Source organism: Bacteroidales bacterium (assembly GCA_013141385.1).
Classification (GTDB): domain Bacteria; phylum Bacteroidota; class Bacteroidia; order Bacteroidales; family Tenuifilaceae; genus UBA8529.
In genome coordinates this window covers 24,987-50,158 of sequence record JABFRB010000028.1, presented here as the reverse complement: position 1 = coordinate 50,158, position 25,172 = coordinate 24,987, and the positions used below count along the sequence as shown (strand labels likewise).

General features: G+C 35.3%; 25 protein-coding genes and 1 tRNA gene. 18 read left to right on the top strand and 8 right to left on the bottom strand.

Annotated elements, in window-relative coordinates; all coding sequences use genetic code 11:
- Genes rseP through HOO91_16195 form a run of 3 tightly spaced genes read right to left on the bottom strand, consistent with a single transcriptional unit; the run spans position 1 to position 3,382 of the window.
- Positions 1-1,320, bottom strand: coding sequence for an RIP metalloprotease RseP (gene rseP, locus HOO91_16205; protein NOU19100.1), 1,320 nt, complete (start codon positions 1,318-1,320; stop codon positions 1-3).
- Positions 1,321-1,325: 5 nt separating this feature from the next.
- A complete protein-coding gene (locus HOO91_16200) occupies positions 1,326-2,483 on the bottom strand; it encodes a 1-deoxy-D-xylulose-5-phosphate reductoisomerase (GenBank protein NOU19099.1) in 1,158 nt (385 codons plus the stop codon).
- A 32-nt stretch (positions 2,484-2,515) separates the two neighbouring features.
- Positions 2,516-3,382 (bottom strand): M23 family metallopeptidase, encoded by an 867-nt coding sequence (locus tag HOO91_16195; protein ID NOU19098.1) that lies wholly within the window; start codon positions 3,380-3,382, stop codon positions 2,516-2,518.
- Positions 3,383-3,628: 246 nt separating this feature from the next.
- On the opposite strand from HOO91_16195, the gene HOO91_16190 reads away from it, so the two are divergent.
- Together HOO91_16190 and HOO91_16185 are read left to right on the top strand one after the other, a co-directional pair.
- Positions 3,629-3,701 (top strand) — tRNA-Met (locus HOO91_16190).
- 48 nt (positions 3,702-3,749) lie between these two features.
- Complete coding sequence (locus HOO91_16185; GenBank protein NOU19097.1) at positions 3,750-3,995, top strand: GIY-YIG nuclease family protein; 246 nt, start codon at positions 3,750-3,752, stop codon at positions 3,993-3,995.
- Positions 3,996-4,245: 250 nt separating this feature from the next.
- Here the strand turns inward: HOO91_16185 and HOO91_16180 are convergent, their stop codons facing one another.
- From HOO91_16180 to HOO91_16170, 3 genes are all read right to left on the bottom strand, one after another.
- Complete coding sequence (locus HOO91_16180) at positions 4,246-4,629, bottom strand: DUF1987 domain-containing protein (GenBank protein ID NOU19096.1); 384 nt, start codon at positions 4,627-4,629, stop codon at positions 4,246-4,248.
- A gap of 29 nt (positions 4,630-4,658) precedes the next feature.
- Complete coding sequence (locus HOO91_16175) at positions 4,659-5,168, bottom strand: DUF1987 domain-containing protein (protein NOU19095.1); 510 nt, start codon at positions 5,166-5,168, stop codon at positions 4,659-4,661.
- A 162-nt stretch (positions 5,169-5,330) separates the two neighbouring features.
- Positions 5,331-6,770 carry an oligosaccharide flippase family protein gene (locus HOO91_16170; GenBank protein ID NOU19094.1) on the bottom strand — a complete coding sequence of 480 codons (1,440 nt, stop codon included), beginning with the start codon at positions 6,768-6,770 and terminating at the stop codon, positions 5,331-5,333.
- Between the two features lie 119 nt (positions 6,771-6,889).
- On the opposite strand from HOO91_16170, the gene HOO91_16165 reads away from it, so the two are divergent.
- From HOO91_16165 to HOO91_16140, 6 genes are all read left to right on the top strand, one after another.
- Positions 6,890-8,017, top strand: a complete 1,128-nt coding sequence (locus HOO91_16165; protein ID NOU19093.1) for a glycosyltransferase family 4 protein — start codon at positions 6,890-6,892, stop codon at positions 8,015-8,017.
- A 5-nt stretch (positions 8,018-8,022) separates the two neighbouring features.
- Positions 8,023-8,622, top strand: a complete 600-nt coding sequence (locus tag HOO91_16160) for a ribonuclease HII (GenBank protein NOU19092.1) — start codon at positions 8,023-8,025, stop codon at positions 8,620-8,622.
- A 102-nt stretch (positions 8,623-8,724) separates the two neighbouring features.
- Entirely contained in the window at positions 8,725-10,872 is a 2,148-nt protein-coding gene (locus HOO91_16155; protein ID NOU19091.1) for a S46 family peptidase, read from the top strand.
- 228 nt (positions 10,873-11,100) lie between these two features.
- Positions 11,101-11,628 carry a hypothetical protein gene (locus HOO91_16150; protein NOU19090.1) on the top strand — a complete coding sequence of 176 codons (528 nt, stop codon included), beginning with the start codon at positions 11,101-11,103 and terminating at the stop codon, positions 11,626-11,628.
- Positions 11,629-11,639: 11 nt separating this feature from the next.
- Positions 11,640-12,044 carry a DUF1987 domain-containing protein gene (locus tag HOO91_16145; protein ID NOU19089.1) on the top strand — a complete coding sequence of 135 codons (405 nt, stop codon included), beginning with the start codon at positions 11,640-11,642 and terminating at the stop codon, positions 12,042-12,044.
- Positions 12,045-12,225: 181 nt separating this feature from the next.
- Entirely contained in the window at positions 12,226-12,636 is a 411-nt protein-coding gene (locus HOO91_16140) for a DUF1987 domain-containing protein (protein NOU19088.1), read from the top strand.
- A 75-nt stretch (positions 12,637-12,711) separates the two neighbouring features.
- Here HOO91_16140 and HOO91_16135 read toward each other — a convergent pair whose 3' ends face one another.
- Entirely contained in the window at positions 12,712-13,239 is a 528-nt protein-coding gene (locus HOO91_16135; protein ID NOU19087.1) for a hypothetical protein, read from the bottom strand.
- A gap of 366 nt (positions 13,240-13,605) precedes the next feature.
- On the opposite strand from HOO91_16135, the gene sufB reads away from it, so the two are divergent.
- The 10 genes from sufB (at position 13,606) to HOO91_16085 (ending at position 23,031) form a co-directional block, all read left to right on the top strand.
- Complete coding sequence (gene sufB, locus HOO91_16130) at positions 13,606-15,051, top strand: Fe-S cluster assembly protein SufB (protein ID NOU19086.1); 1,446 nt, start codon at positions 13,606-13,608, stop codon at positions 15,049-15,051.
- Positions 15,052-15,168: 117 nt separating this feature from the next.
- A complete protein-coding gene (sufC, locus tag HOO91_16125; GenBank protein NOU19085.1) occupies positions 15,169-15,915 on the top strand; it encodes a Fe-S cluster assembly ATPase SufC in 747 nt (248 codons plus the stop codon).
- An 85-nt stretch (positions 15,916-16,000) separates the two neighbouring features.
- Complete coding sequence (gene sufD / locus HOO91_16120; GenBank protein NOU19084.1) at positions 16,001-17,365, top strand: Fe-S cluster assembly protein SufD; 1,365 nt, start codon at positions 16,001-16,003, stop codon at positions 17,363-17,365.
- 66 nt (positions 17,366-17,431) lie between these two features.
- Entirely contained in the window at positions 17,432-18,658 is a 1,227-nt protein-coding gene (locus HOO91_16115; GenBank protein NOU19083.1) for a cysteine desulfurase, read from the top strand.
- A 32-nt stretch (positions 18,659-18,690) separates the two neighbouring features.
- Positions 18,691-19,149 carry a hypothetical protein gene (locus tag HOO91_16110; GenBank protein NOU19082.1) on the top strand — a complete coding sequence of 153 codons (459 nt, stop codon included), beginning with the start codon at positions 18,691-18,693 and terminating at the stop codon, positions 19,147-19,149.
- Between the two features lie 10 nt (positions 19,150-19,159).
- Positions 19,160-19,585, top strand: coding sequence for a SufE family protein (locus HOO91_16105; protein NOU19081.1), 426 nt, complete (start codon positions 19,160-19,162; stop codon positions 19,583-19,585).
- Between the two features lie 147 nt (positions 19,586-19,732).
- Positions 19,733-20,056, top strand: coding sequence for a DUF59 domain-containing protein (locus tag HOO91_16100; GenBank protein ID NOU19080.1), 324 nt, complete (start codon positions 19,733-19,735; stop codon positions 20,054-20,056).
- Positions 20,057-20,101: 45 nt separating this feature from the next.
- A complete protein-coding gene (gene queG / locus HOO91_16095) occupies positions 20,102-21,037 on the top strand; it encodes a tRNA epoxyqueuosine(34) reductase QueG (GenBank protein NOU19079.1) in 936 nt (311 codons plus the stop codon).
- A gap of 46 nt (positions 21,038-21,083) precedes the next feature.
- A complete protein-coding gene (locus tag HOO91_16090) occupies positions 21,084-22,064 on the top strand; it encodes an alpha/beta hydrolase (GenBank protein NOU19078.1) in 981 nt (326 codons plus the stop codon).
- Positions 22,042-23,031 (top strand): GSCFA domain-containing protein, encoded by a 990-nt coding sequence (locus tag HOO91_16085; GenBank protein NOU19077.1) that lies wholly within the window; start codon positions 22,042-22,044, stop codon positions 23,029-23,031. The genes HOO91_16090 and HOO91_16085 overlap by 23 nt, the downstream gene beginning before the upstream one ends.
- Positions 23,032-23,085: 54 nt before the next feature.
- Here the strand turns inward: HOO91_16085 and HOO91_16080 are convergent, their stop codons facing one another.
- Positions 23,086-25,170: a DUF5017 domain-containing protein gene (locus tag HOO91_16080; protein ID NOU19076.1), complete on the bottom strand. Its 2,085-nt coding sequence runs from the start codon at positions 25,168-25,170 to the stop codon at positions 23,086-23,088.
- Positions 25,171-25,172 lie beyond the last annotated feature (2 nt).

Sequence of the window (25,172 nt, the reverse complement as noted above, 5' to 3'; positions counted from 1 at the left end):
TTATTTAAAGAGTTTAATAATATCATTTGCATTTGCAAATACTAATAAACTCAGTAAAATAATCATCCCAACTATTTGAGCATACTCTAAGAATTTATCACCAGGCTTTTTACCTGTGACCATCTCGAATAGTAAAAATAGCACATGCCCCCCATCGAGTGCAGGAATTGGAAGGATATTCATAAATGCCAGTATTAATGACAGAAATGCGGTAAGATTCCAAAACGCTTGCCAGTCCCATGTTCCAGGGAAGATGTTGCCAATTGTTATAAATCCACCTACCGATTCGTATGCCTTTGTTTTTGGGGTAAATATCAGTTTAAACTGTTTAATATAGCTGGAAAGGGTGCTCATACCCCTTTTGATTCCTGCAGGAAATGATTGAAAAAAGGTATAGGTTAATTTTTTTGTTTCAAAAAACCTCGAAAAGTCTCTAACGGGATAAACCCCTACAATACCCGTATTTGGTACTTGAACACTTATATCAATTGTATCAACACCTCGTTTAAAAGTAAAAGCAATATTTTTATTTTTAGATTTTTGTATGGTGGATCTAAACTCGTCAAAATATTTTTTTGGCTCGCCATTTATGGCAACCAGTTCATCGCCCTTTTTAAACCCTGCATTTATAGCGGGTGAGTTTTTTTCAAGTTCACCTACAATAAACGGTATACGATAAATAATTACAAATGGGTTTTTAATAAGCCTAGCAATTAGGCTATCGGGGACAATAAAAGTTACAGTCTTGTTATCTCTAAGAACAGTGATACTTCTTTCGCTGTTAAGTAGTATATCGTGTGTAATTTTAAGGAAATCATCTACCTCTTTTCCTCCAACAGTTATAATTTTATCTCCATTACGGAATCCCATTTCAAGCCCAAGAGAATCACAAGCAATACCATATTTAACACTAGAGTTTGGCAGATATTCTTCACCCCATGCATAAAGCACTAGACTATAAATGAATAGGGCTAGAAAAAAGTTGACAACTACACCGCCAATCATTATTAGTAATCTTTGCCATGTTGGTTTTGACCTAAACTCGTAGGGTTGAGGCGGTTGTTTTAGTTGTTCTTTATCGAGCGATTCATCAATCATCCCCGATATTTTAACATAACCACCTAGGGGTAGCCATCCTATTCCGTACTCTGTATCTCCTTTTTTAAACTTAAAAAGCGAGAACCAAGGATCGAAAAAAAGGTAAAATTTCTCGACTCTTGTTTTGAAGAGTTTTGCAAAAATAAAATGACCCAGCTCGTGAAGTAAAACGAGGATTGATAAACTTAATAGAAGTTGACCAGTTTTTACTAATATTTCCATAGCTATTATTGATATTCTTTTATGATTTCTTTGGTTAAAATTCGTGTTTCCTTATCGGTATAAATGTAATCCTCAATGGAAGGTTTGGGAATAAAAAACGAACGAGAAATTGCCTCTCCAATTACCTCCGACATCTGAAGGAAACTAATTTTTTCGTTTAAGAATGATTCCACCGCTATTTCATTTGCAGCATTTAAAATGCATGGGGAGTTACCGCCTCTAATAAGCGATTCTCTGGCAAAATTGAGATTTGGGAATCTTTTAATATCCGGCTCTTCGAAAGTGAGTGTTGGATAATCCGTAAAGGTGAATCGGGGAAAATCCGATTTTATTCTATATGGGAACGAAAACGCATATTGTATTGGTAACCTCATATCGGGAAGTCCGAGTTGAGCTTTAATAGAACTGTCTTCAAATTGAACCAGTGAGTGAATTATTGATTGTGGATGAATAACCACATCAATTTGGTTGGGCTTAAGGTTAAATAGCCATTTTGCCTCTATAACCTCTAATCCCTTATTCATCATTGTGGCTGAATCGATAGTTACTTTTGAGCCCATACACCAGTTTGGATGATTTAATGCATCGGCACAGGTCACCCTTTTAAGCTGTTCAAGGGTGTGCTGACGAAAAGGACCCCCAGAAGCAGTTAGAATTATTTTTTCAATTGGACTTTTTTCTCCCACTAAACATTGAAAAATTGCTGAATGTTCAGAGTCAACAGGTATTATAGGGACATTGTTTTGTAACGAAAGTTCAGTAATCAGATCTCCAGCAACCACCAAGGTCTCTTTATTGGCGAGAGCAATCGTTTTTTTTGCTTTAATTGCATTGATAGTAGGTATTAGTCCAGAAAAACCCACCATTGCTGTTAGGACAATATCAATGGTATCCATTTCTACTATTTGAGCAATAGCATCGAAGCCAGCATAAACCTTAATATCAGTAGAGGATAACGCATCTTTTACAAAGGGGTAGTTCTCTTTATTTCCTATTACAACTGCATTGGGACGGAACTGCAATGCCTGCTTTACTAAGGTTTCGTAACTGTTATATGCGGTTAGCACCTCAACATCAAACAAGTCAGTATTTGATGCAATTACATCCAAAGCCTGTGTTCCAATTGAACCAGTAGATCCAAGTATGGCAATTTTTCTCTTCAATGGATACTTATGTAATTTTGTAAATAAAACGATTAGAAAATAATATACTTTTGAGGATCAATCGGATTTCCATTGTGCCATAGTTCAAAATGTAGATGTGGGCCAGTTGTGAGTTCTCCGGAGTTACCTATAATTGCAATTGTTTCTCCTGCTTTTACTCTAGCACCTTGTTTCTTTAATAGTTGACTATTGTGCTTATAAACAGAAATTAGGTTATCATCGTGCTGGATTTGTATAACATACCCTGTTTCAAGCGTCCAAGTTGATAGGGTAACGGTACCATCAGCAACAGCAACAACAGCTTCGTTTGGAGCAGCAACAATATCTACACCATAATGATTTTGCTGCAAACTAAATGTGCTAGTAATAACACCTTTTACAGGGGTAAAGAAAAGCATATTACTTATACTACTCTTTGATTTGCGATTATCAAACACTGATAAGTTGTACATTTCATTTTCTTCAATTTGCAGCCTTAGTAATGAGTCCTCTACAGATCGAGTAAAACGAATCTCCTTATATTTGACTGTTGAATCGGGTTTACTTACAATACTAGTTGGTTCGCCACCATTTAAAATTTTATTGATATTACTGTAATACCCTTTCCAGTGCTTCAACTCTCTTTCAAGAGAATCTACCCTTAAAGCATTTACAACAATATTTCTTCGTGTATTTCCATCAGGATAACCTGGAATAAATTCCCTAATAGGTGTAAAAGCAATTAGCACGATAATAAAAATTACAATGAGGATTGCTGCACTCCCAAAGACGGAAATTACGTTTAAACGTGATAACCTCATAGTCCAAACCTCTTCGAAAGTTTGATCGTTTAGTATATTGAGGCGATACTTACTCTTAAGTTTTTCAATATACTTTCGTTTTTCCTTACTCTTTGCCATAAATATTAATAAAGCCACAAAGATAATTGATTTTGGATATTAGGGGGTTACTGCGTGGGAATAGTTTATTATATAAGTTTTAAGAAACAAGGTTATTATGGATTATGTTGAATATTTTAACTCTAATTGCTGTAGAATAATAAAAACTTTTTAAAATATTTCTAGGATGTTTGCATATTGTGAGATGAGATGTTATCTTTGCACCGCATTAGAAAAAATTGTTCTTAAGAGATTTGAAAAATATATTGCGGGGTGGAGCAGTTGGTAGCTCGTTGGGCTCATAACCCAAAGGTCGTAGGTTCGAGTCCTACCCCCGCTACTAGGAAACCCCCGAAAAATCGGGGGTTTTTTCGTTAAAAGCAATTTTATGTACTACGTTTACGTCCTTTACTCTGAGGTGAACGACAAGATATACATCGGTTTCACAAATAACCCTCAGGGAAGATTAGAGGCACATAACCATCCTAAGAATAAAGGTTGGACAAAGAGATACCAACCTTGGCGGATAATCCATTCAGAACCCTTTTCCACCAAAGATGAGGCTATGAAACGAGAACAGGAATTGAAGTCACATCAGGGAAGAGATTTTATTCGCAAACTAATACGGAATTAAATAACTCGTTGGGCTCATATCCGGCAACTGCCGGACGTAGGTTCAAGTTTCGTCGGTTGCCGAACGCAGCCTACTCCCGCTACTAGAAAGCCTGCAATTGCAGGCTTTTTTCGTTTATCGGTGCTCTTTACCTCAAAGAAAAGCGATAATTAAGGTATTGTTTTAGACGAATGAATAGAATTCTTTTAGTAGAATTACCAAAAACTCCAGAGTAAAGTTCTGTATCAATCTTATAACCAAAAATTTATTGCTAAATAATTTCTATTAGATTAAACTCCACCTTGCTAATAAGTGCTTTGTAGTCGTTTCCAGCGAAAAAAATATCCTCATCATCCTCCTCGTAATACCAGTTAATAACAACCCTTTTACCGGTATCTGCAGCCATTTTTTCAAGTTTTTTCATAATATCAAAAATCCTTTTCGAGGAACTTGTATTGAAGTACTCAAATTTGAGAGTGATTTCGGTTTTTTCGCATGGGATTTTGGCATACTCATCAATCCACCTAAGTATTGGGTGGTAGAAATCAATAACATTTTCAGGAATTGACCTTCCATCAATTTTGAGTAAACCAGAAGTTGAGTCAAAATTGACATAGGGGGTTGTTGCGGTTTCTTTAAGTTCGAGTTTCACCATGAAATAAGCATTAAATGAAACAGTATATATTAGTTAATCTCTTCAAGTACTATATATTCATCACCATGTCCATTACGAATAATGGCATCCCAGTAACGGTATGTAATTATTGCCTCATTACCATTCTTTTTACTTTTTATTTTAACCCGTTGAGTTCTCATCCTCTCTATCTCAACAACTTCAAATTTAAAAGAAAGTTTTGTTATAGCTTCTAGGTCTTTGCCAAGTTGATATATCGATTCATCATCCTCTTCGTATTTCCAAGTTATAAGCAGTTTATTTCCATTGGAGCTGCAGTCTTCAATTTTTCTAAGTATCTCATTAATGTATTTATTTGAACTGCTATTTGTATACTCAAGGTAAATTACAATGCTTGTAAAGGCTGCTGGTTTCTTGCAGTAGTCAGTTACCCACTCTAGTAATGGCTGCCAAAATGAAAACACATCCTCTGCGATGGAACGACCTTCTATGTCAATAATTCCTTCTTCAGAAAAATTAATATAAGGGGTATCAGCTGTTTTATCAATCAGAAGACCCATGAATACTAATGTTTAATATAAGCCAAATTAATTTATCGGGTTTAAAGGTAATCTTTTAGAAAGAAATATTCAAGGCATAGTTGCAAATTTTACCAAATTACGTTCATAGAAGGCGAATAGAGATAATATTTCTTTAAACAATAATCTAAAAAAAGAAGCGGGTTAGCCTTTAATAAAAAGATCTAATAGTTCTCTTATTTTAATGATTTTCAAAAGGAAGCTAAGCAATGCTACACTGAGCAAAGAGAAAACAAACCCTACAATCCATAGCGGAAACAGCGTTTTTGCAAGAAATACAAGAACAATACTTGCTGGAATAAAGATAAAATAAACACCTAATTGCTTGATGTTTACTGTAAAATTAAAAGTCTTAAAGGCAAGAAATACTTGTAAAATTAAAACGATTAGCTGTGTGTTTAAATTAGCGATTGCTGCACCAAAGGATTTGTAATGAGGTATTAAAATAATATTCAATGTAAAACTTACAGCAACTCCAATTACGGCTATTTTATTTAGTTGCCAAATACTTCCATTGGCTGTTAAAAGGGTTCCGAAGATGTAATTTATAGATATCAAGAGAAACGAAATCATTAGTATGCCTAATACTGATGAAGATTCAGCGGCATGCTGATGATAAAGAAGAAGCATCAATTCTGATCGAAAAAACACACAGGAGACAGTAAAGGCAAATGCAGGAATGAAAAGTAAGGAGAATGAGAAACCAACAAGAGGCTGGGTTGGTTCTATATTCTTGATCATTTTTGAAAATATTGGAAGTAAAAGGCCAGCAAATAGAAAGGGTATCATATTAACAGCATCAACAATACGAAATGCTTGAGCGTAAATTCCTGATTCCACATTCCCTTTAGGGAGTATTCTTTCAAGCATTACGGAGTCAATTCTACTGTACAGATTCATAAGTAGAACAAGCAAAGCGAACGGATAGCTTTGCCGTACAATTGAGATCAGGAAAACTTTATCGAATCGAAATTTAAAGAAATTTGTTTTGGGTAAAACAATTAAAAAAGTAATACACAATGTGATAATATAGGATGCAGTTTGAGCGTAGACAAACCAATCAATGGAGAATTGGAAGTTCGAAATGTTTCCCCATAGCAAAAAACTGCAAATCAAAATCATCAAAAAACGATCTAAAACAGAGATAAAACTATCGGTTTTAAAAAACTGTAGGCCGCTGAGGTTGGAGCGTAGGTAAAGAATAAAAGATGATACAAATTGGTTGAAAACTAGCAAAGAAAGGAGATAGAATTGCCGTCCACTATATCCCATTATAACACCTACTCCTAAACAAAGGATACCATAGATAATAGCAAGAATAACCTTTATAACAACGATATTAGAGAAGTATTTGGAAATGAGTTGTGAGTGTCTACTAATCTCGCGATTATTAAAGTTGGTTAACCCGAAATCAAGTACAATATTTAATAGTAGAGAAAAGTTGAATAGAGAGTAGAATAATCCATATTCACCAGCACCCACAAGATTTTGAACAGTTCGGTCAATCCCAAAGATCCAAAATGGTTTTACAAGTAAATTAAGGGATAGTAGTAGAATTAGATTTGTAGCGAACTTTCTCTTCACTGCTTTACAAATGTTGAATTATCCAAATGTAGACAAAAGGTAGATTTAACCAAACATCTAAAATAATAATCCTTGCAAATTAATGTAAAAATGATGTAATTTGATGGAAATGTTTTCTGATGAGGATTGCCGTTAACACTCGCTTTCTGCTTAAAAATCGACTCGAAGGGATAGGTTGGTTTACGTATGAAACCATGAAGCGAATTACTCAGGGTCATCCTGAGCATGAGTTTTTTTTTCTGTTTGATAGAAAATTCGATCCTGATTTCATTTTTTCGAACAATATAAAACCTGTTGTGCTCAAACCACAATCTAGACATCCCATCTTGTGGTTTATATGGTTTGAGATTTCCGTAAAAAAATATATTAAAAAGAACAAAATCGACCTTTTTGTCTCACCGGATGGTTACCTCCCACTTAAATCAAATATACCACAGATAGGGGTAATACACGACATTAATTTTTTTCATTTTCCTCAAACGATACCTCTTTTAGTAAGGTGGTACTATAACTATTTCTTCCCAAAATTCGCACACAAAGCCAACCGATTAGCAACAGTAAGCGAATATTCTAAAAAGGATATTTGTCAAAATTACGGAATCGATCCAGCCAAAATTGATGTAGTATATAATGGTGCGAATGAATTGTATACCCCTTTATCTCCAAAAGAAATAGAGGGAACCCAGAATTTGATATCCCATGGAGCACCATACTTTGTATTCGTGGGAGCCTTTAACCCACGTAAGAATATTGTTAGGTTATTATTAGCGTTTGAACTATTTAAAAAGTCAACGAGTTCAAAGATAAAACTAGTAATAGTTGGCGAAAAAATGTATGGAACATCTCAGATGATGGGGATTTTAAAAGGAATGGAGTTTAAGGATGAAGTTATTTTCTCTGGGCGATTACAGGTTGATAGGCTTAAGAATGTTATTGGTTCAGCTCTAGCTATGGTATTTGTTTCATATTATGAAGGGTTTGGTATCCCAATACTTGAAGCGATGAAGTGTGATGTGCCGCTAGTAGTATCTAATTGCACATCTTTACCTGAAGTTTCAGGAGATGCAGCCATCTATGTCGATCCCTTTAATATTGAATCTATTGCCGAAGGGATGATAATAATTTCCAAGGACGAAAGCTTAAGGAAACAGCTTATTGTGAACGCTCGTATCCAACGTGAACGATTTAGCTGGGATAGTACTGCTAATTCACTTTACAAATGTATGATGAAAACAGTTAACCAGTAAATACCATGCTTAAACCCTTCTATAAGCCCAATACTATTGAGGCCGGTTGTGATGAAGCTGGTCGGGGATGCCTTGCAGGACCAGTTTTTGCTGCAACCGTAATACTGCCCCCTGATTTTGTAAATGAGGTTCTTAACGATTCAAAAATGCTATCGGCTAAGCAGCGTTATGCCCTTAGGGAAATAATAATTACAAATGCCCTTGATTACTCGGTTCAGCAGGTATCCAATATTGAGATCGATAAAATTAATATACTAAATGCATCCATTTTGGCAATGCATAAGGCGGTTGATGCTTTAAAAAACCTTAAACCTGAACTTTTGCTAATTGATGGAAATAGGTTTAAACAATATCCTGGAATTCAACATCAATGTATTGTTAAAGGAGATGCAAAATATATGTCAATTGCAGCAGCTTCTATTCTGGCAAAAACCTTTCGCGATGATTATATGGCTAACCTGCATAATGAATTTCCTCAATATGGGTGGGAACAGAATAAAGGATACCCAACTAAATTCCATCGAAAAGCATTACAGGAATTCGGAATTACACCTTATCATCGATTATCCTATAAACTGCAAGAAAACCAACTTAAAATGTTTTAATATTTCTTTTGGTATTTTTTGTTAAATAAACTTTATTGTATTTGTTAAGTCTATACGTTATCATTTAACCTTAAATATTTATAATATAAAATAAACCTGGCTATGAGAAGATTTTGTTTACTGCTAATTGGGATGGTTATCCTAATAGGAAATACTGTAAAAGCGGACGAAGGGATGTGGCTACTTCCTTTGCTCAATCAACTAAATATAAAGCAGATGAAACAGGAGGGATTAAAACTTTCAGCTGAAGATATTTACAGTATTAATAGTTCCTGCTTAAAAGATGCAATTGTAATTTTTGGTAACGGTTGTACTGGAGAAATTATTTCTGAACAAGGCTTGATTCTTACAAATCACCATTGTGGTTACGGTTCAATTCAGAAGCACAGTTCGCCAACACATGATTATTTAAAGGATGGTTTCTGGGCAAAAACACTTGAGGAAGAAATTCCAACGCCCGGATTATCTGTTACTTTCTTGGTTAGACTCGAAGATGTAACAAATCAAGTCAATGCAGCAATTACACCGCAAATGACAGAACCAGAAAGAGATAAGGCAATTGAAAAAATAAGTGGTGAAATCTCTAAAAAGGCAAAAGAAGGTAATAGTTACAATGCAATTGTAAAAAATTATTTTGGCGGAAATCAATTTTATCTTTTAGTATATGAGGTTTTTAATGATGTAAGAATGGTTGGTGCTCCACCATCATCAATTGGAAAATATGGTGCTGATACGGATAACTGGATGTGGCCTCGCCATACTGGGGATTTTTCGATTTTTCGTGTATATGCCAATAAAGAAAACAAACCAGGTGAGTACTCAAATGAGAACGTGCCTTATAAACCCAAAAAAGCACTAACAATTTCGATAAAAGGCGTTAAAAAGGATGACTTTGCAATGATAATGGGATATCCCGCAAGGACACAGCGTTACATGACCTCTTCGGAGGTTGAAACCCAAATCAATATTAGTAATAAGAACAGAATTCTTATTAGAGGAATCAGACAGGATATCCTACTAAAAGATATGCTAGCAGATAGAGCAATTAACATTAAATATGCATCTAAATACTCTAGATCAAGCAACTACTGGAAGAACTCCATTGGGCAAAATAAAGCGCTTAAACGGCTAAAGGTATTTGATATTAAAAAACAGGGTGAAAAAACTTTTTCCGATTGGGTGTCCGAAAACAGTCAACGAAAAGAGAAATATGGAGAGGCTCTAAAAATGGTTGAGCAAGGTATAGCAGGCAATAAGAATTACACTTACGTAACCCAATACATCTCGGAGGCATTGTCAAGAGGAATCGAAATATTCTCAATGGCAGATAAGGCATCAAGGTTATATGAATCATTAAAATTGAATGATCCGGATTCAATTGGGAAAAGGGCATTGAGATTAAAGAGAGAAGCAAAACTATTTTATAAGGATTACAGCTTAGCCACTGATATAAAAGTAGCTTGTGCAATGCTAAAATTATTTTATGAAAATGTCGATAAAACGTATTATCCAGATATATTTAACACAATTACTGCCGAATACCAAGGAGACTTTGTGAAATATTCAGACTTTTTGTTTACCAAATCAATTTTTTCAGATTCTACTAAGGTAAATGAATTTCTTGCAGCACCAACTTTGGCTATTTTAGAAAATGATCCGGCGTTTATAGCATCAAAATCAATTAGTGCTAAGGATAAAGAGATAAAAAAACTAATGGATCCATTTGATATTCTCTATAAAAAGGGTCAAAGGTTATATATTGCGGGTGTTTTGGAAATGAATCAAGGGAAAGCGATGTATCCAGATGCAAATTCGACCATGCGTTTAACCTATGGACAGGTTAAAGATTATTACCCTATGGATGCTGTTCATTATGAGTTTTTAACAACACTTGATGGTGTTATGGAGAAGGAAGATCCAGATAATTGGGAATTTGTTGTTCCAGAAAAATTAAAGGATCTTTACAAAACAAAGGACTATGGTCGTTATGGTGAAAATGGCAAAATGCCAGTTGCATTTATAACTACAAACGATATAACTGGTGGAAACTCTGGCAGCCCCGTGTTAAACGCTTATGGAGAACTTATTGGACTAGCTTTTGATGGAAACTGGGAGGCTATGAGCGGAGATATCGTTTTTGAGAAGCAACTTCAACGAACTATAAATGTTGATATTCGGTATGTTCTTTTTATCGTTGATAAATATGCTGGAGCAGCACGATTAATCGATGAAATGAAGATAATTCAATAAATAGAAAACTGCTATATCTGTACTAAAGGGTTGGATTTATTCCAACCTTTTTTTTAAATAAGGTTAAAAATAGCCTCATTAATAGTTTAATATTGAAAGAAAATAGTATTTTTAAGGTGATATTGTAAATTATTTTTTATTAGAACCAAAATATGTTTTATCGAAAATGCCTTTGAATATTAGTTAATATTAATTAACTTTCATATTTTGCAACCCTTAGAATATAAAATGGAAGAAGTAGAAATAGCTAACGAAGAGTTATTAAGGCATTTTGGGCCTTTGAGCTACGAAGAAATAGGATTTTTGCTTAACAAGATGGCTGCCCTTCTTGATAAACGTGGTATGAATATTACTATTAGAAAAAAGGTGTATGCTGCCATGGTTGAAAGTTTGGAAAACATCTATAAGCATCAGGATCATATTGAGGATGATAAAGCATTTTTACCGAAATTTAACTTATATATGGATTCTCAAAATCTAACGATGTATGTTTCAAACTCAATATTTAACCATAAAATTCTACTTTTAAAGAATAAATTAGACAGAGTCAATTCGCTTGACAAAGAAGGATTGAAGGATCTGTATAAGAATACTATTTTAAGCGGAAATGTTTCACCTAAAGGAGGTGCGGGTCTCGGAATTATTAATATTGCAAAGGTTTCAGAAAATAAAATCAACTATACCTTTTCAACAATTAATGATAAATATTCATATTTTACATTAAACGTGCAGATAGCCCATAAACACATAAAATAACCAGAATGCTTATGGATTCCCTTAATATTGAACCTACCGAGTTCACTCCTAAAATAAATTTCGATCCTGAAAACAATCTATTTGAAATTTCTGGTTTCTCGCGACCAGAAAATGTAATTGGTTTTTATAGACCTATCCTAAAGTGGCTTGATGAGTTCAGTGATGGTGTATTGAGTAAAAATATCGATTTTAACAAGAATATATTAACAGTAAACCTTAAGATGACATATTTCAACTCTGCATCCTCAAAATTCTTACTTGATATTTTATTAGAATTTATGAAATATCACTCAAGAGGAAATGAGGTACTAATTAACTGGTTTTTTGAGGATGGAGATGATGAGATTCAGGAATCAGGTGAAGAGATTTCCGATATGCTTGGATACCCCTTTAATTTCATACCCTACCAAACCTAAACCGAATAAGTCCCATTAATTATCAAGCGGACTTACTTTTTAAGACTCTATTTTCTAATTGATGGTCATCTCTAATTGTTAGTTAATCAATTATGTTAGCATCTTTATCGTTTATTAATATTTTTCTGTAATACATAAAGAATGTTTTTTCTATCTTGCACCTTAGAAAATAAAGTCACAAATGAAGTCGTTACATATAAACGGAACACAGGTATCGCCCACTGTTGATTTTAATATTGAATTGCGAACGCTAGAAATTAGTGGGTTTTCGCGACCAGAGAATGTTCGTGATTTTTATTTTCCATTAATTCAGTGGCTCGATGAGTTGAATAATTGGATTAAAAACAACAAATCTTTGAATGTTGAAGTTGAGCCATTTACTTTTAAATTTAAGTTAATATACTTTAACTCCTCATCAGCTAAATTTATTTATGATATAATAATACTGCTCAATGGATTTCAAAAAGAAGGATTTTCCATTAAGATTTATTGGTATTTTGACGAGGATGATGATGAACTTCGCGAAGCGGGCGAGGAGCTTTCTGATATGGCAAATGTCCCCTTCTTCTACATTGCTACAAAAAAAGAATAAACAATTAGAATAGATAGCAAACCCCAACTCAAAAGTTGGGGTTTACCATTTTGGACTTATTGGATTACTAGGTGTTTATTTTGAATCTTTAATTGTTTTGATATCCGCTATCTGCTTTTCTATCAATTCAACCTGCTCTTTTGTTTGTTTGACTACTTCATTTAAAGCTTCGCCACCTTTACTCAGGGATTTGGTTGCTTTTGGCTTTTGAGTCAAGGGGCACTTTTTCAGACTCTCCTGTGCGGGCTTTTGAAGTTCTTGTAATGTCTTTATATTATCGTTTTGTTTCTTGGCTCTAACCAGCAAGTCGCCAAATTGAATAAGGGCAGTTTCTTTGCTAATAGACTCTCCTTTACCGTTAGTAATTTTAATAGGAACTGTTTTCCCATCACCCTCTACCTTGATAAAACTGAGATCCTCAGATATTTTTTGACTTTCATCATAGGTGTCGAAGGTCTTAGAAACAAAATCGTCAATGTTTTTTACATCGCACTTTGATGGTCTATCGATAACTTTTTTCTTTTCCTGCCCGTTTACGGTAGGTTGAGAAATGATCAGAAAACCCAAGAGAAGGGTTGTTAGGTAGATGATTTTTTTTGCCATTTTGATTTACTGTTAGGTTTATCTGAATAGCTACAATTCAGAATATTTTGTTAATGAGCGAGTGGCTGAGGCTTGCAAACACAAATAATCTACAATTTTATAAGAGATAATTTCTTCCAAATAATTTAAAGCCTTCGCTCAGTTTTAGCTACAATAAAATTATTGATAATTCTTTTAAAAGTCAACTATATATAATCTTAGTAATTTAATAGTTCTTGACTAAAAACATTTTCTAATCCAATCAAAGTAAATATCTTTGTGCTTAATTAGAATTATTCTACATTATTAATTTACTATTTGCATATAGGAGCAAACATTACTACTTTCAGTTTGTTCATAAGTTACCGATATAAAGATTTCTTAGCAATGACAAACGATCAGGATAAAATAATAAGCGAGGTTACATCAGGAGACTATAAATACGGATTTGTAACAGATGTTGAAACAGATATTATTCCCAAAGGCTTAAGCGAGGATGTTGTGAGGATAATATCAAAAAAAAAGGAAGAACCAGAGTGGATGCTTGAATTCCGCTTGAAGGCATATCGTTACTGGTTAACAATGGAAACGCCTACTTGGGCTCACCTAAATGTCCCGGACATTGACTATCAAGAGATTATCTTTTATGCTGCTCCTCGTAAGAAAAACCCAAATAGTAGCGAGGAAATAGATCCTGAACTAAAGGAAACATTCGAAAAGTTAGGTATTCCTCTAAATGAACAAAAGATACTATCTGGTGTAGCCGTTGATGCTGTTATGGATAGTTCATCGGTTAAGACAACCTTTAGCGAGACTCTTTCTGAGCATGGTATTATTTTCTGTTCGATGAGCGAAGCTATTCGTGAACATCCTGATTTAATTAAGAAACACCTTGCATCAGTTGTTCCTACAACCGATAACTATTTTGCCGCTCTAAACTCTGCTGTTTTTAGCGATGGTTCGTTCTGCTATATTCCCAGAGGTGTTCGATGCCCAATGGAGTTAAGCACCTATTTCAGGATAAACGCTGCAAATACTGGTCAATTCGAACGTACGCTTATTGTAGCCGAGGCTGATAGTTATGTTAGCTATTTGGAAGGTTGTACTGCTCCTGTTCGTGATGAGAATCAGTTGCATGCGGCAGTAGTCGAAATTGTTGCTCTTGAAAACGCCGAAGTTAAATATTCTACAGTTCAAAACTGGTATCCGGGTGATAAGAATGGTAAAGGCGGAATTTACAACTTTGTCACCAAGCGTGGGATTTGTAGGGGAAAGAATAGTAAGATATCGTGGACTCAGGTTGAAACGGGTTCTGCAATTACTTGGAAATATCCGAGTTGTATACTTCTAGGGGATAATTCATACGGAGAGTTTAATTCGGTAGCGGTAACAAACAATCATCAACAAGCCGATACAGGAACAAAGATGATTCATATTGGTAAAAATACCCGTAGCCATATTATCTCAAAAGGCATTTCCGCGGGGGTTAGTAATAATAGTTATAGGGGGTTGGTTAAGGTTCTTAAAGGGGCAGAGAATGCAAGAAATTTCTCACAGTGTGATTCACTTCTTTTAGGCGATAAATGCGGAGCACATACATTTCCATACATTGAGGTTGATAATCCAACTGCAATAGTTGAACACGAAGCAACAACTTCTAAGATAGGCGAAGATCAAATCTTTTATTGTAATCAGAGAGGCTTATCCACCGAGGATGCGATTGGACTTATAATAAATGGTTATGCAAAGGAGGTGTTAAATAAACTTCCGATGGAGTTTGCTGTTGAAGCGCAGAAATTGCTACAGATTAGTCTTGAGGGAAGTGTTGGGTAATATTTGCAGATAATAAAGTTTAAGATACTTAGCGTCTTTGAGCCTTAGCGTTTAATTATTGATGCAAAGTTACAAAGGCACAAAAATTCAAGAAAGATTTATAATAAACATTTTAATATGCTAGTAATTAAAAACTTACACGCCAACATAAAAGGCAAAGAGATATTAAAGGGAATTAATCTAGAGATTAACGCAGGTGAAGTTCATGCGATCATGGGACCCAATGGCTCTGGAAAAAGCACGCTTGCTGCGGTTCTTGCAGGGAGAGAAATCTTTGAGGTGACACATGGTGAGATCCTTTTCAACGGGAAAAATTTACTTGATCTATCACCCGAAGTTCGTTCGCGTGAAGGGTTATTTCTAAGTTTTCAATATCCTATTGAAATACCAGGCGTTAGCATGGTTAACTTTATGAAAGCGGCTGTTAATGAGCAACGTAAATACAGGGGATTAGAACCATTATCCGCATCAGATTTTTTAAAAATGATGCGCGAGAAGAAAGAACTCGTTGAAATTGATTCTGCATTAACCAATCGCTCAGTGAACGAAGGATTCTCTGGAGGAGAAAAGAAGAAAAATGAAATCTTTCAGATGGCGATGCTTGAACCGAAGCTCTCGATTCTTGATGAGACTGATTCTGGTCTCGATATCGATGCGTTGCGCATTGTGGCAAATGGTGTAAATAAGTTAAAACGCCCAGATAACGCTTCAATAGTAATTACACACTATCAAAGATTGCTTGACTATATTGTTCCAGACTTTGTACATATCCTTTACAGTGGTAAAATTGTAAAAAGTGCTGGCAAAGAACTTGCACTTGAACTTGAGGAGAAAGGGTATGATTGGATTAAAAATGGTGAGTAGGATTTAGTTAACAGATTTTTGTTATCAGTTGACAGATATTTCATTGACTGTCTTTAACAAAGATAACAATCTAATAAAAATTTAAATGAGTAAATCAACAACTATATCGATCAAGGAGGATTTGGTAGACCTTTATCTTAGCAACCTTGATCTTATTACCGATAACTCAGCTCCAATATTGAATAGGGGAAGACAGGAGGCTATAGAGAATTTCAACCTTCTGGGACTGCCCGATGCTAAAAACGAGAAGTATAAATACTCGAAAATTGAGCCTCTATTCTCACAAGATTTTGAAAAATACTTTGCTCCTAAAAATATTACTTTCCAAATTGATGATATTTTTAGGTGTGATATCCCAGAAATTGGAACTGATTTAGCTTTGGTTTTGAATGGATTCTATCTTCCTAAAGGTGAAAAAATCACCAAACTCGATAATGGATTGATATATGGCAGTTTATCCGAAGCAGCAATAAAGTATCCCGAAATAGTTTCGAAGTATTACAATACAATTGCCGATAATAATGGCGAAGGACTTGTTTCGCTTAACACTGCTTTCGTTCAAGATGGTGTTTTTATATATGTTCCTAAAGGAGTCGAACTTGATAGACCTATTCAGATTATCAATCTTTTAATGTCTGATGAAAATCTTCTTGTTCAGTACAGAAACCTAATAATACTTGAAGAGCGAAGTAAAGCGAGTATTGTTGTATGTGATCATACGCTTTCTTCACAGAAATTTCTTTCGAACGTTGTCACTGAAATTATTACGGAATCATCTTCTACGCTGGATTTTGTAAAGATGCAGAACGAACACAACGATTCATCACAAATTTCGCATGTTTACATTCGTCAACTTAGAGACTCGAAGGTTACAACCAACACAATTACCCTTCATGGTGGATTTATAAGAAATAATCTAGATGTTCTTCTTGATGAGGAAGGATGTGAGAATAACTCCTTCGGACTTTACTTAAATGATAGAACCCAGCATATCGATAACTATTCGTTTATTGATCATGCTAAACCACATTGTACTAGCACTGAATTATTCAAAGGTATCCTTGATGATCAGGCAACTGGGGCATTTAACGGTAGAATATTGGTAAGAAGGGGTGCTCAACAAACACAGGCATTTCAAGCGAATAATAATCTACTTCTAACCGCTGATGCCAAGATGAACACAAAGCCTCAACTTGAAATTTATGCTGATGATGTTAAATGTAGTCATGGTGCAACCGTTGGACAACTCGACTTGGAAGCCAAATTTTATATGCAGACAAGAGGTATTGGTGAGAAGGAAGCGATGTTACTGCTGATGTTTGGATTTGCACATGATGTTGTGAAGAAAATCAGCGTTGACCCGCTTCGCGATAGAATTGATGATCTGGTAAACAAACGTCTTCGCGGGGAACTATCAAGATGCCATAATTGTCCTATGCATTGCTGTTAGATTCGTTGACGGTTGAGGTTGACTGTATTTAGTTGACAGTTATCGTAAATCTTAAAAAAATATTTTATGTCATTAGATATTAATAAAATTCGTCAAGATTTCCCAATATTAAATCAAACTCTTTACGGGAAGCCTCTTGCATACTTCGATAATGGGGCAACAACGCAGAAACCTCAAGTAGTTCTCGATGCAATAACTCATTTCCATAACAGCATCAATGCTAATATTCATCGGGGAGTTCATAAGTTGAGCGAGGAGTCAACAAAAGCCTATGAAGAGGCTCGTGAAACAGTTCGAAGTTTTATTAATGCAAAAAAAACAAATGAGGTGATTTTTACCTCTGGAGCAACAGCCTCAATTAACATGATTGCCTTCTCGTTTGGAGAAACTTTTGTTCATGAGGGGGACGAGGTAATTGTCTCAGAAATGGAGCATCATTCCAATATCGTTCCATGGCAGATGTTATGCGAGCGCAAAAAGGCAAAACTTAAAGTTTTACCCTTCGATGATAATGGGGAACTAATCATCGAAAAGTTAGATGAACTAATCACCTCAAAAACACGTATTCTGGCGGTAACTCACGTTTCAAATTCTCTTGGAACTGTAAACCCAATCAAGGAAATCATTAAAAAAGCACATAAGTATAATGTTCCAGTTTTGATAGATGGCGCACAAGGAGTTAAGCATGGTATTATTGATGTTCAGGATCTGGATGCAGATTTTTATGCAATTGCAGGACATAAAATATATGGACCCACTGGAATAGGCGTTTTATATGGTAAAGAAAAACTGTTAAACGCAATAGTCCCTTGGCAGGGAGGGGGAGATATGGTTGCCCCACGAGGAGTAACATTTGAAAAAACCGTATACAATGAACTCCCATTTAAGTTTGAGGCTGGTACTGCAAATTATATAGGAGCGGCTGGATTATCTTCTGCTATTAAATACTATAAATCTATTGGCATTGAGGCAGCCACAGCATATGAAACTGAGTTATTAAAATATGCTACATCAAAATTACTTGCTATTGACGGTGTAAGGATTATAGGGAATGCTCAGCATAAAGCACCAATAGTATCATTTTTGGTTGAAAACATTCATCCCTACGATACAGGAATGATACTCGATAAAATGGGCATTGCCGTCCGCACCGGAAATCATTGCACCCAGCCTGTGATGGCTCATTTTGCTATTGATGGCACCGTTAGGGCTTCATTAGCATTTTACAATACTTTTGAGGAGATTGATAGGTTGATTGATGGTGTTAAGAAGATAAAAGAGATGTTTGGGTAAGCCAGAGGAATAAATAAAATTTAGTAAAAACCATGATAGTAACTGAACAAATAACATTAACTGAAAAAGAGCTATTCAAGATTTTGATCACAAGCTATTTGAAAAAACGCTGGTGGTTAGTGGCTTGGATTTGGATTATGCTGGTATTACTTTTATTACTTAAACAAGGAGATTCTTTTGCGTATTTCATAATTGCAGCGTTAATTCTTATTCAGGCGGTTATGGCATACCAGTATTGGACGTTTGCTAATAATAATGGGCTATTTCTTCTGGAAAGACACTATGAAATTGATTCTGATAAAATCGATGTAATAATTGTGAATGGTACATCAACATCCATTGAAACTCGTTTTTTTCGAAGTGTAGAAAGAAACAGAAAGTATTATTTACTTTACACATCAAAAATTGATTTTATTTATCTTCCTGTCGAATCTTTTAAGAGCGTTGGGGATAGAGAATGGTTTGAAAAAGAAATTATTAAGAAGATTTAAAATAATGGAGATGACTTTAAACGAGGTACAGGATAGGATAATTGACGATTTTAGCGTTTTTGACGATTGGATGGATAAATACCAACAGCTTATAGAGTTGGGGAAAGACCTTCCTCCAATAGATGAGAAGAAGCGCACGGAATCTTACCTTATTAAAGGTTGCCAAAGTAAGGTTTGGCTTGATGCTGAACTTGAAAACGGAAGAATTCTTTTTTCGGCAGATAGCGATGCGATCATAACCAAAGGTATTGTTGCACTGCTCATTCAAGTATTAAACCAACGAACACCCAAAGAGATAATTGATGCGGATCTTTACTTTATTGATAAGATTGGGCTAAAGGAGAATCTTTCCCCAACCCGCTCGAATGGGCTTGTTGCAATGGTTAAGCAGATGAGACTCTATGCAATTGCATACCAATCGAAACTTAATAATTGATCCATGAAATATCAACTACAAATGAACGCTAAGGTCAATCTAACCATTAGGTATTAATAAGTTTTCCTTTGTGTTTCTTAGTGGATTCCTTCATGAAACTATGTGGTTAAAGGATTTAATTATTTGTGGAATAAAATTATTACTATTATGGAAACAAAACGAGATATACTAGCAATAGAGGCCGATATTGTAAAGGTTCTGAAAAATATTTTCGATCCAGAGATACCCGTTAACATTTACGATTTAGGCCTTATTTACGAGGTTGATGTTGATGAGGATAGAAAAGTTAAGGTAACAATGACTCTTACTGCACCAAACTGTCCATTGGCAGATGAATTGCTAGATGAAGTTCATGAAAAGGTGGGTAAGGTTGAGGGCATAACTGAAGCATTAATCAATCTGACCTTCGATCCCCCTTGGGATAAAAGTCGCATGAGCGAAGAGGCTATGCTTGAACTTGGATTTCTATAGTATTGACATTTTTTAGTTGACAGTTGAACGAATCCCCGAATAAATATGAATGGCGAAGCCAAGCAACAGTCAGCGACTAAAGAACAAAAAATCAAATCTCTTGCCCTTGAAATAGGCTTTGATGCTTGTGGGGTATCCTCTGCCAGTTTTTTAGCGGAAGAAGATAGTCATATTAAGCATTGGTTGGCAGAAGGAATGAATGGAGAGATGGCCTACATGGAACGAAATCTCGAAAAACGACTAGATCCCAGAATTCTTGTACCTAATGCTAAATCTGTAATATCTGTTCTAATCAACTACTATTCAGGGAGTCCAAGAATATCAACGGAATCTCCAAAAATTTCCCGTTACGCTCTTAGTCACGATTATCATGATGTTGTAAGGGATAAATTATATCTACTACTTGAGTTAATCCAAAAAGAGTTTGGACAAGTTGAGGGGAGAGTCTTTGTTGATTCTGCCCCAGTTCTGGAAAAAACATGGGCTGTTCGCACAGGGTTAGGCTGGATTGGTAAAAATTCCTTGTTGATAAATCCCAAATTAGGATCATATACTTTTATTGGTGAGTTGATAGTTGATCTTGAGGTTGAACCTTCTATCGCAGAAATTAGAAACCATTGTGGAACATGCACACGTTGCATGGATGCTTGCCCAACTGGAGCAATTGTATCGCCAAGTGTTATCGATTCACGAAAATGTATATCATACCTAACAATTGAAAAAAAATCAGCATTGACTGATGATGAAGTTAAAATGCTAAATGGCTGGTGCTTTGGCTGCGATATTTGCCAGGAAGTCTGCCCTTGGAATAGTAAAATTACTATATCAAAATGTGAAGAGTTAATGTCAAAGCAGGAGATATTAAGCCTTTCTCCAGAAGAAATGCGAACAATATCCAATGAAAATTTTAATATGATTTTTAATAATACGCCTTTACTTAGAACTGGATGGAAAAAAATTGTTACGAATTCTAATCAATAGAATATCACTTAAAAACCTTAAAACAATTCGCAAGTTTTATATCAAAATGCCACTAAAATTTAATATCTGGAGTAATACAATTGTTTTTCATCCTTCATTTTCTATTACACATACAACATTATCAATTATTTACTATCTTGGCTTTTTATTTATTTTTATGAAAATGGTAGAACTACTTTGGGTTACACCCCGAAATCATAAACTATTTGTCTGGCATGTTTCTCCGGGAACAACACCCAAAGCCCTGATACTTTTTGTACATGGACATGGCGAGCATTCCAAACGTTATCTGCATTGGGCGGAGATATTTGTGAATAAAGGATATGCATTTCTTACATGGGATCATATAGGTCATGGTCTTTCGGACGGTCAACGGGGTCACATTCACCATTATGAGCAGTTACTTCTTGAAGTTGATTTAGCGATTACTAAAGGGAAAGAGTTTTTTCCAAATATGCCAGTAATCCTCTATGGTCATAGCATGGGAGGTAACATTGTATTAAATCACGCTATTCGCAGATGCTGTAGTGTAAACGCTATCATTTCAACATCACCTTGGCTAAAATTGACAAAACCAATTTCCCCATTATTAAATTTCTTAGCCTCGGTACTTAATTACATCGCTCCATTCCTACCAATGAAGTCTTCTGTTTTACCCTCTGAAATTTCACATTTAGATGAAGAGGTTTGGAAGTATAAGAACGATCCTCTCAATCACAATCGAATTACACCTAAATTATATGTTGCCTTAAGAAATGCAGGTGAGTTTGCCCTGAAGTATGCAAAGGGAATTAAAACGCCTGTTCTTTTAATGCATGGGGAGGCCGATCAGATTACCTCGTTTAATGCTTCTAAAGAGTTTTCGACTAGTCTTAATTGTGGCACCTTTATTCCTTGGCCTAACATGTACCACGAGTTACACAATGAAACTGTACGGGGGATAGTATTTGAAGAAATCATTAAATGGATTGATTCTAAAATGGATATTGATTTTAAAAAATGCGATGATCCCAGCATTCAGAACTGAGGTTGATGTTCAACCATTCCCTTTTGATATTAGCTACAAAACACCCATAATCTTTTGTGGTTCTTGTTTTACTGAGAATATTGGAAGAATTATGGTTGAGCGCAAGATGCCCGCTTTAGTTAATCCTTTTGGGGTTGTTTATAACCCATTGTCAGTAAAACTTGTTATTGAACGTATTATTCAGGCAACGCCGCTCACGGAATCCGATCTTAGGTTTAGGGATGGTCTATGGTATAGTTACCTTCACCATTCTAGTTACTCCTCTTCAGATAAGAACAAATGTCTTGCGATGATTAACTATGATTTATCACATGCAAATAAATTTATTAAAAGTGCAAATTGCTTACTTGTAACCTTCGGAACGGCTAGGGTATACTACCTTAAGGAGAATAATCAACCCGTTACAAATTGCCATAAGGTTCCATCAAAAGAATTTAATAATAACTTGATGAGCGTTGAGGAGATTGTGACATCATGGTCTGAACTGATTGATTTGCTTTTGAGCCAGACACCATGCAGTAAAATTGTTTTTACGATAAGCCCTGTTCGACATTGGAAAGATGGTGCTGTTGGAAATCAGCAAAGTAAATCAATTCTTAATGTTGCAATCCATAAATTGATCCTCAAATACCCTGATAATGCTTTTTACTTCCCATCGTACGAAATTTTAATGGACGATTTGCGTGATTATCGTTATTATGCCGATGATATGCTGCATCCCTCAAAAGTGGCTGTTGAATATATCTGGGAAAAGTTTAAAAAATCTTTAATTGAATCAAAATCAATAACCTTAATGGAGGAGATAGAAAAAGTTATTTCTGCGGTTAACCACAAGCCATTTAATCCCAATATCCCAGAGCACAGAGCATTTGTTGCTAATACTTTGGAGTTGATAAAAAAAATTAAGAAGAAGAATTCATCTTTGAATTTCACTGAGGAAGAAAATACTTTATTAGGATTTTTATAATGATAAAAAAACCCCACCAGTTTTGCTGATGGGGTCAGAATATTCAAATATCTTTTATTTAGAAAATATCTTTACATTATCAACTCTGTATGCAGTAGCGCTAGTTCCTCCACTGCAAGAGTATTTAAAACCAATGTAGATATTACCTGTATATTGGCTTAGATCGATTGAACCTGAGCTAACCCATTTATTAGTACCATCGGCTTGTTGGACAATTCGTGCTCCTGTCAATTGTGTCCATGTGGCTCCATTAACATTAGTACCATCAAAATCTGTAGAGATGTATGCTTGCAATGTTGATAGGCTAAACCAGTAGTTATATTCAGTTTGGAAAATTAAAGTTGGGTTAGTTATTCCAGCCAAATTTACCTGAGGTGAAACAAGCCATGCTATATTACTAGCCTCACCTGAGTTATAAGGGTTCATCTCAGCGTAAGTATCACCAGAATAAGCCTTTGCCGACCATAATTTTGTGCCAGCGGTGGCAATTGTTTTCCAGCCATCAACAGAAATGGGCAAACCAACAGTAGCAGAACTAAAACCCTGTGAAAGAACAAAGGAGAATCGGGGTTTAATTAGTCGAACATCGGTTAAATCGCGGACTGCAAGTTGGTAATCACTACTATATTTTGTTAAAATTGCAGTGATATTCCCACTACCAGAAGGTAAGCTTGTTAGCGCAAAATTTGCAAAGTTACTTGTTCTAACAATAACCTTATTTCCCGAAATGCTTTCAATATTTCGATTAGTAGTTGCACTGGGTTCAGACCATGATTTTCCAAGATCAGAATCGCCAAACTGTACATCTTTTAATGTAATCAATTTGTTAATCATATTGTCATTCAAAGCGTCAGCTGTAGTGCTAATTGGCGCAACAGTAAAACCTGTTCCAATTGTAAATACTTTGCTATAAAAAGTGTTTTGGTCTAATCTTGTAACATAAGTTGCATAGGGAGGCATACCAAGCTGAACTACACCGCCATATTTTCCAATACACAATCCGTTGCAATTAACGACGATTTTGGTTCCTACAGGATATTCTGGGTATAATCCACCAATGTTAATAGAGAATGTTATTCCACCTGTTTCATCCTGAATGTTTAGTAATTTATAAAGATTTCCCGATTCATCATTTCCAGTTACAATCCCTGAAATAACCACATCTGTATTAATGTATAAATAGGTGGAGGTACACATGGCCTTTAATTCAGCAATGGTTTTATTTGGCGTTGGGGCTGTTGATCCGCATCGAGGGTAGGTAAACTGGATATCATTTAAATCGCGGATATATAATTGGAGCGTTGCATCATAGGTGCTAAGAACACCTGTGATAGAACCGTTTCCAGATGGAACTTGCGCAGCGGCAAATGTTGAAAAACCGCTTGTTCTGAGAATAAGTGTTTTCCCGGCGCAATCAATGAGTGTTCGGTTTGTATTAACACCTGGAATACTAAAAGCATTGAAAGGATCTTTAAATTGAACGTTATTAATTCGAATTAGTTTTTGAACATGCGAAACATTAACCTGATCTATGTTAAGATCGATAGGTTCAAGTTTTTTTCTTACCCCAGATCTTTCAATAAAGTTAGGAACTTGAGCAGGAGGTATTCCAACAAGTTTTAATGCACCTAATTCAACAATTGCAGCACCCAATTGGTATACACCCCTATAATAACCCAAGTATAAATCATTTAATTTAACCAAAACTTTTTGCCCTGGTTTTAGCCTATAAATTGTGTATAAATCGCTTGTATTAACCTTAATATCTATCCCTCCAGTTGCATTCCGTCCATCTATTGAATCCTGAATAGTAAATACCTCATAGAAATTTCCAGTTGAATCACTTGAGGTAACATACCCTTCAATCACAATTGAAGCAATATCAGTCACATTTTTTGAAATATTGCGACTTTTTACTGTTTGCCAAAACGTAGGAGTGGCAAGGTCTTTAACTTTGGAGACAATGGCTGTATTTGTTAATAAAGCTTTTATCTCGGAAATGCTAGCTGTAGTAATTAGGCTTGAGGTATCTTTTAAGCTAGGTATAGTATCAAAGTTTTCCTTAACACATCCACCTTGAAACATTACGTACCCAAGAAAAATAAAGGGTATCAGTATTGATGTAATTTTCTTTTTCATTG

Coding starts and splice junctions, on each gene's coding strand:
- queG (NOU19079.1), top strand. CDS start 20,102: ATGAATGGCGAAGCCAAGCAACAGTCAGCGACTAAAGAACAAAAAATC.
- sufB (NOU19086.1), top strand. CDS start 13,606: ATGACAAACGATCAGGATAAAATAATAAGCGAGGTTACATCAGGAGAC.
- HOO91_16180 (NOU19096.1), bottom strand. CDS start 4,629: ATGGTGAAACTCGAACTTAAAGAAACCGCAACAACCCCCTATGTCAAT.
- sufC (NOU19085.1), top strand. CDS start 15,169: ATGCTAGTAATTAAAAACTTACACGCCAACATAAAAGGCAAAGAGATA.
- HOO91_16140 (NOU19088.1), top strand. CDS start 12,226: ATGAAGTCGTTACATATAAACGGAACACAGGTATCGCCCACTGTTGAT.
- HOO91_16160 (NOU19092.1), top strand. CDS start 8,023: ATGCTTAAACCCTTCTATAAGCCCAATACTATTGAGGCCGGTTGTGAT.
- HOO91_16145 (NOU19089.1), top strand. CDS start 11,640: ATGGATTCCCTTAATATTGAACCTACCGAGTTCACTCCTAAAATAAAT.
- HOO91_16195 (NOU19098.1), bottom strand. CDS start 3,382: ATGGCAAAGAGTAAGGAAAAACGAAAGTATATTGAAAAACTTAAGAGT.
- HOO91_16115 (NOU19083.1), top strand. CDS start 17,432: ATGTCATTAGATATTAATAAAATTCGTCAAGATTTCCCAATATTAAAT.
- HOO91_16135 (NOU19087.1), bottom strand. CDS start 13,239: ATGGCAAAAAAAATCATCTACCTAACAACCCTTCTCTTGGGTTTTCTG.
- HOO91_16085 (NOU19077.1), top strand. CDS start 22,042: ATGATCCCAGCATTCAGAACTGAGGTTGATGTTCAACCATTCCCTTTT.
- HOO91_16080 (NOU19076.1), bottom strand. CDS start 25,170: ATGAAAAAGAAAATTACATCAATACTGATACCCTTTATTTTTCTTGGG.
- HOO91_16185 (NOU19097.1), top strand. CDS start 3,750: ATGTACTACGTTTACGTCCTTTACTCTGAGGTGAACGACAAGATATAC.
- sufD (NOU19084.1), top strand. CDS start 16,001: ATGAGTAAATCAACAACTATATCGATCAAGGAGGATTTGGTAGACCTT.
- HOO91_16155 (NOU19091.1), top strand. CDS start 8,725: ATGAGAAGATTTTGTTTACTGCTAATTGGGATGGTTATCCTAATAGGA.
- HOO91_16150 (NOU19090.1), top strand. CDS start 11,101: ATGGAAGAAGTAGAAATAGCTAACGAAGAGTTATTAAGGCATTTTGGG.
- HOO91_16175 (NOU19095.1), bottom strand. CDS start 5,168: ATGGGTCTTCTGATTGATAAAACAGCTGATACCCCTTATATTAATTTT.
- HOO91_16110 (NOU19082.1), top strand. CDS start 18,691: ATGATAGTAACTGAACAAATAACATTAACTGAAAAAGAGCTATTCAAG.
- HOO91_16165 (NOU19093.1), top strand. CDS start 6,890: ATGAGGATTGCCGTTAACACTCGCTTTCTGCTTAAAAATCGACTCGAA.
- HOO91_16090 (NOU19078.1), top strand. CDS start 21,084: ATGCCACTAAAATTTAATATCTGGAGTAATACAATTGTTTTTCATCCT.
- rseP (NOU19100.1), bottom strand. CDS start 1,320: ATGGAAATATTAGTAAAAACTGGTCAACTTCTATTAAGTTTATCAATC.
- HOO91_16105 (NOU19081.1), top strand. CDS start 19,160: ATGACTTTAAACGAGGTACAGGATAGGATAATTGACGATTTTAGCGTT.
- HOO91_16100 (NOU19080.1), top strand. CDS start 19,733: ATGGAAACAAAACGAGATATACTAGCAATAGAGGCCGATATTGTAAAG.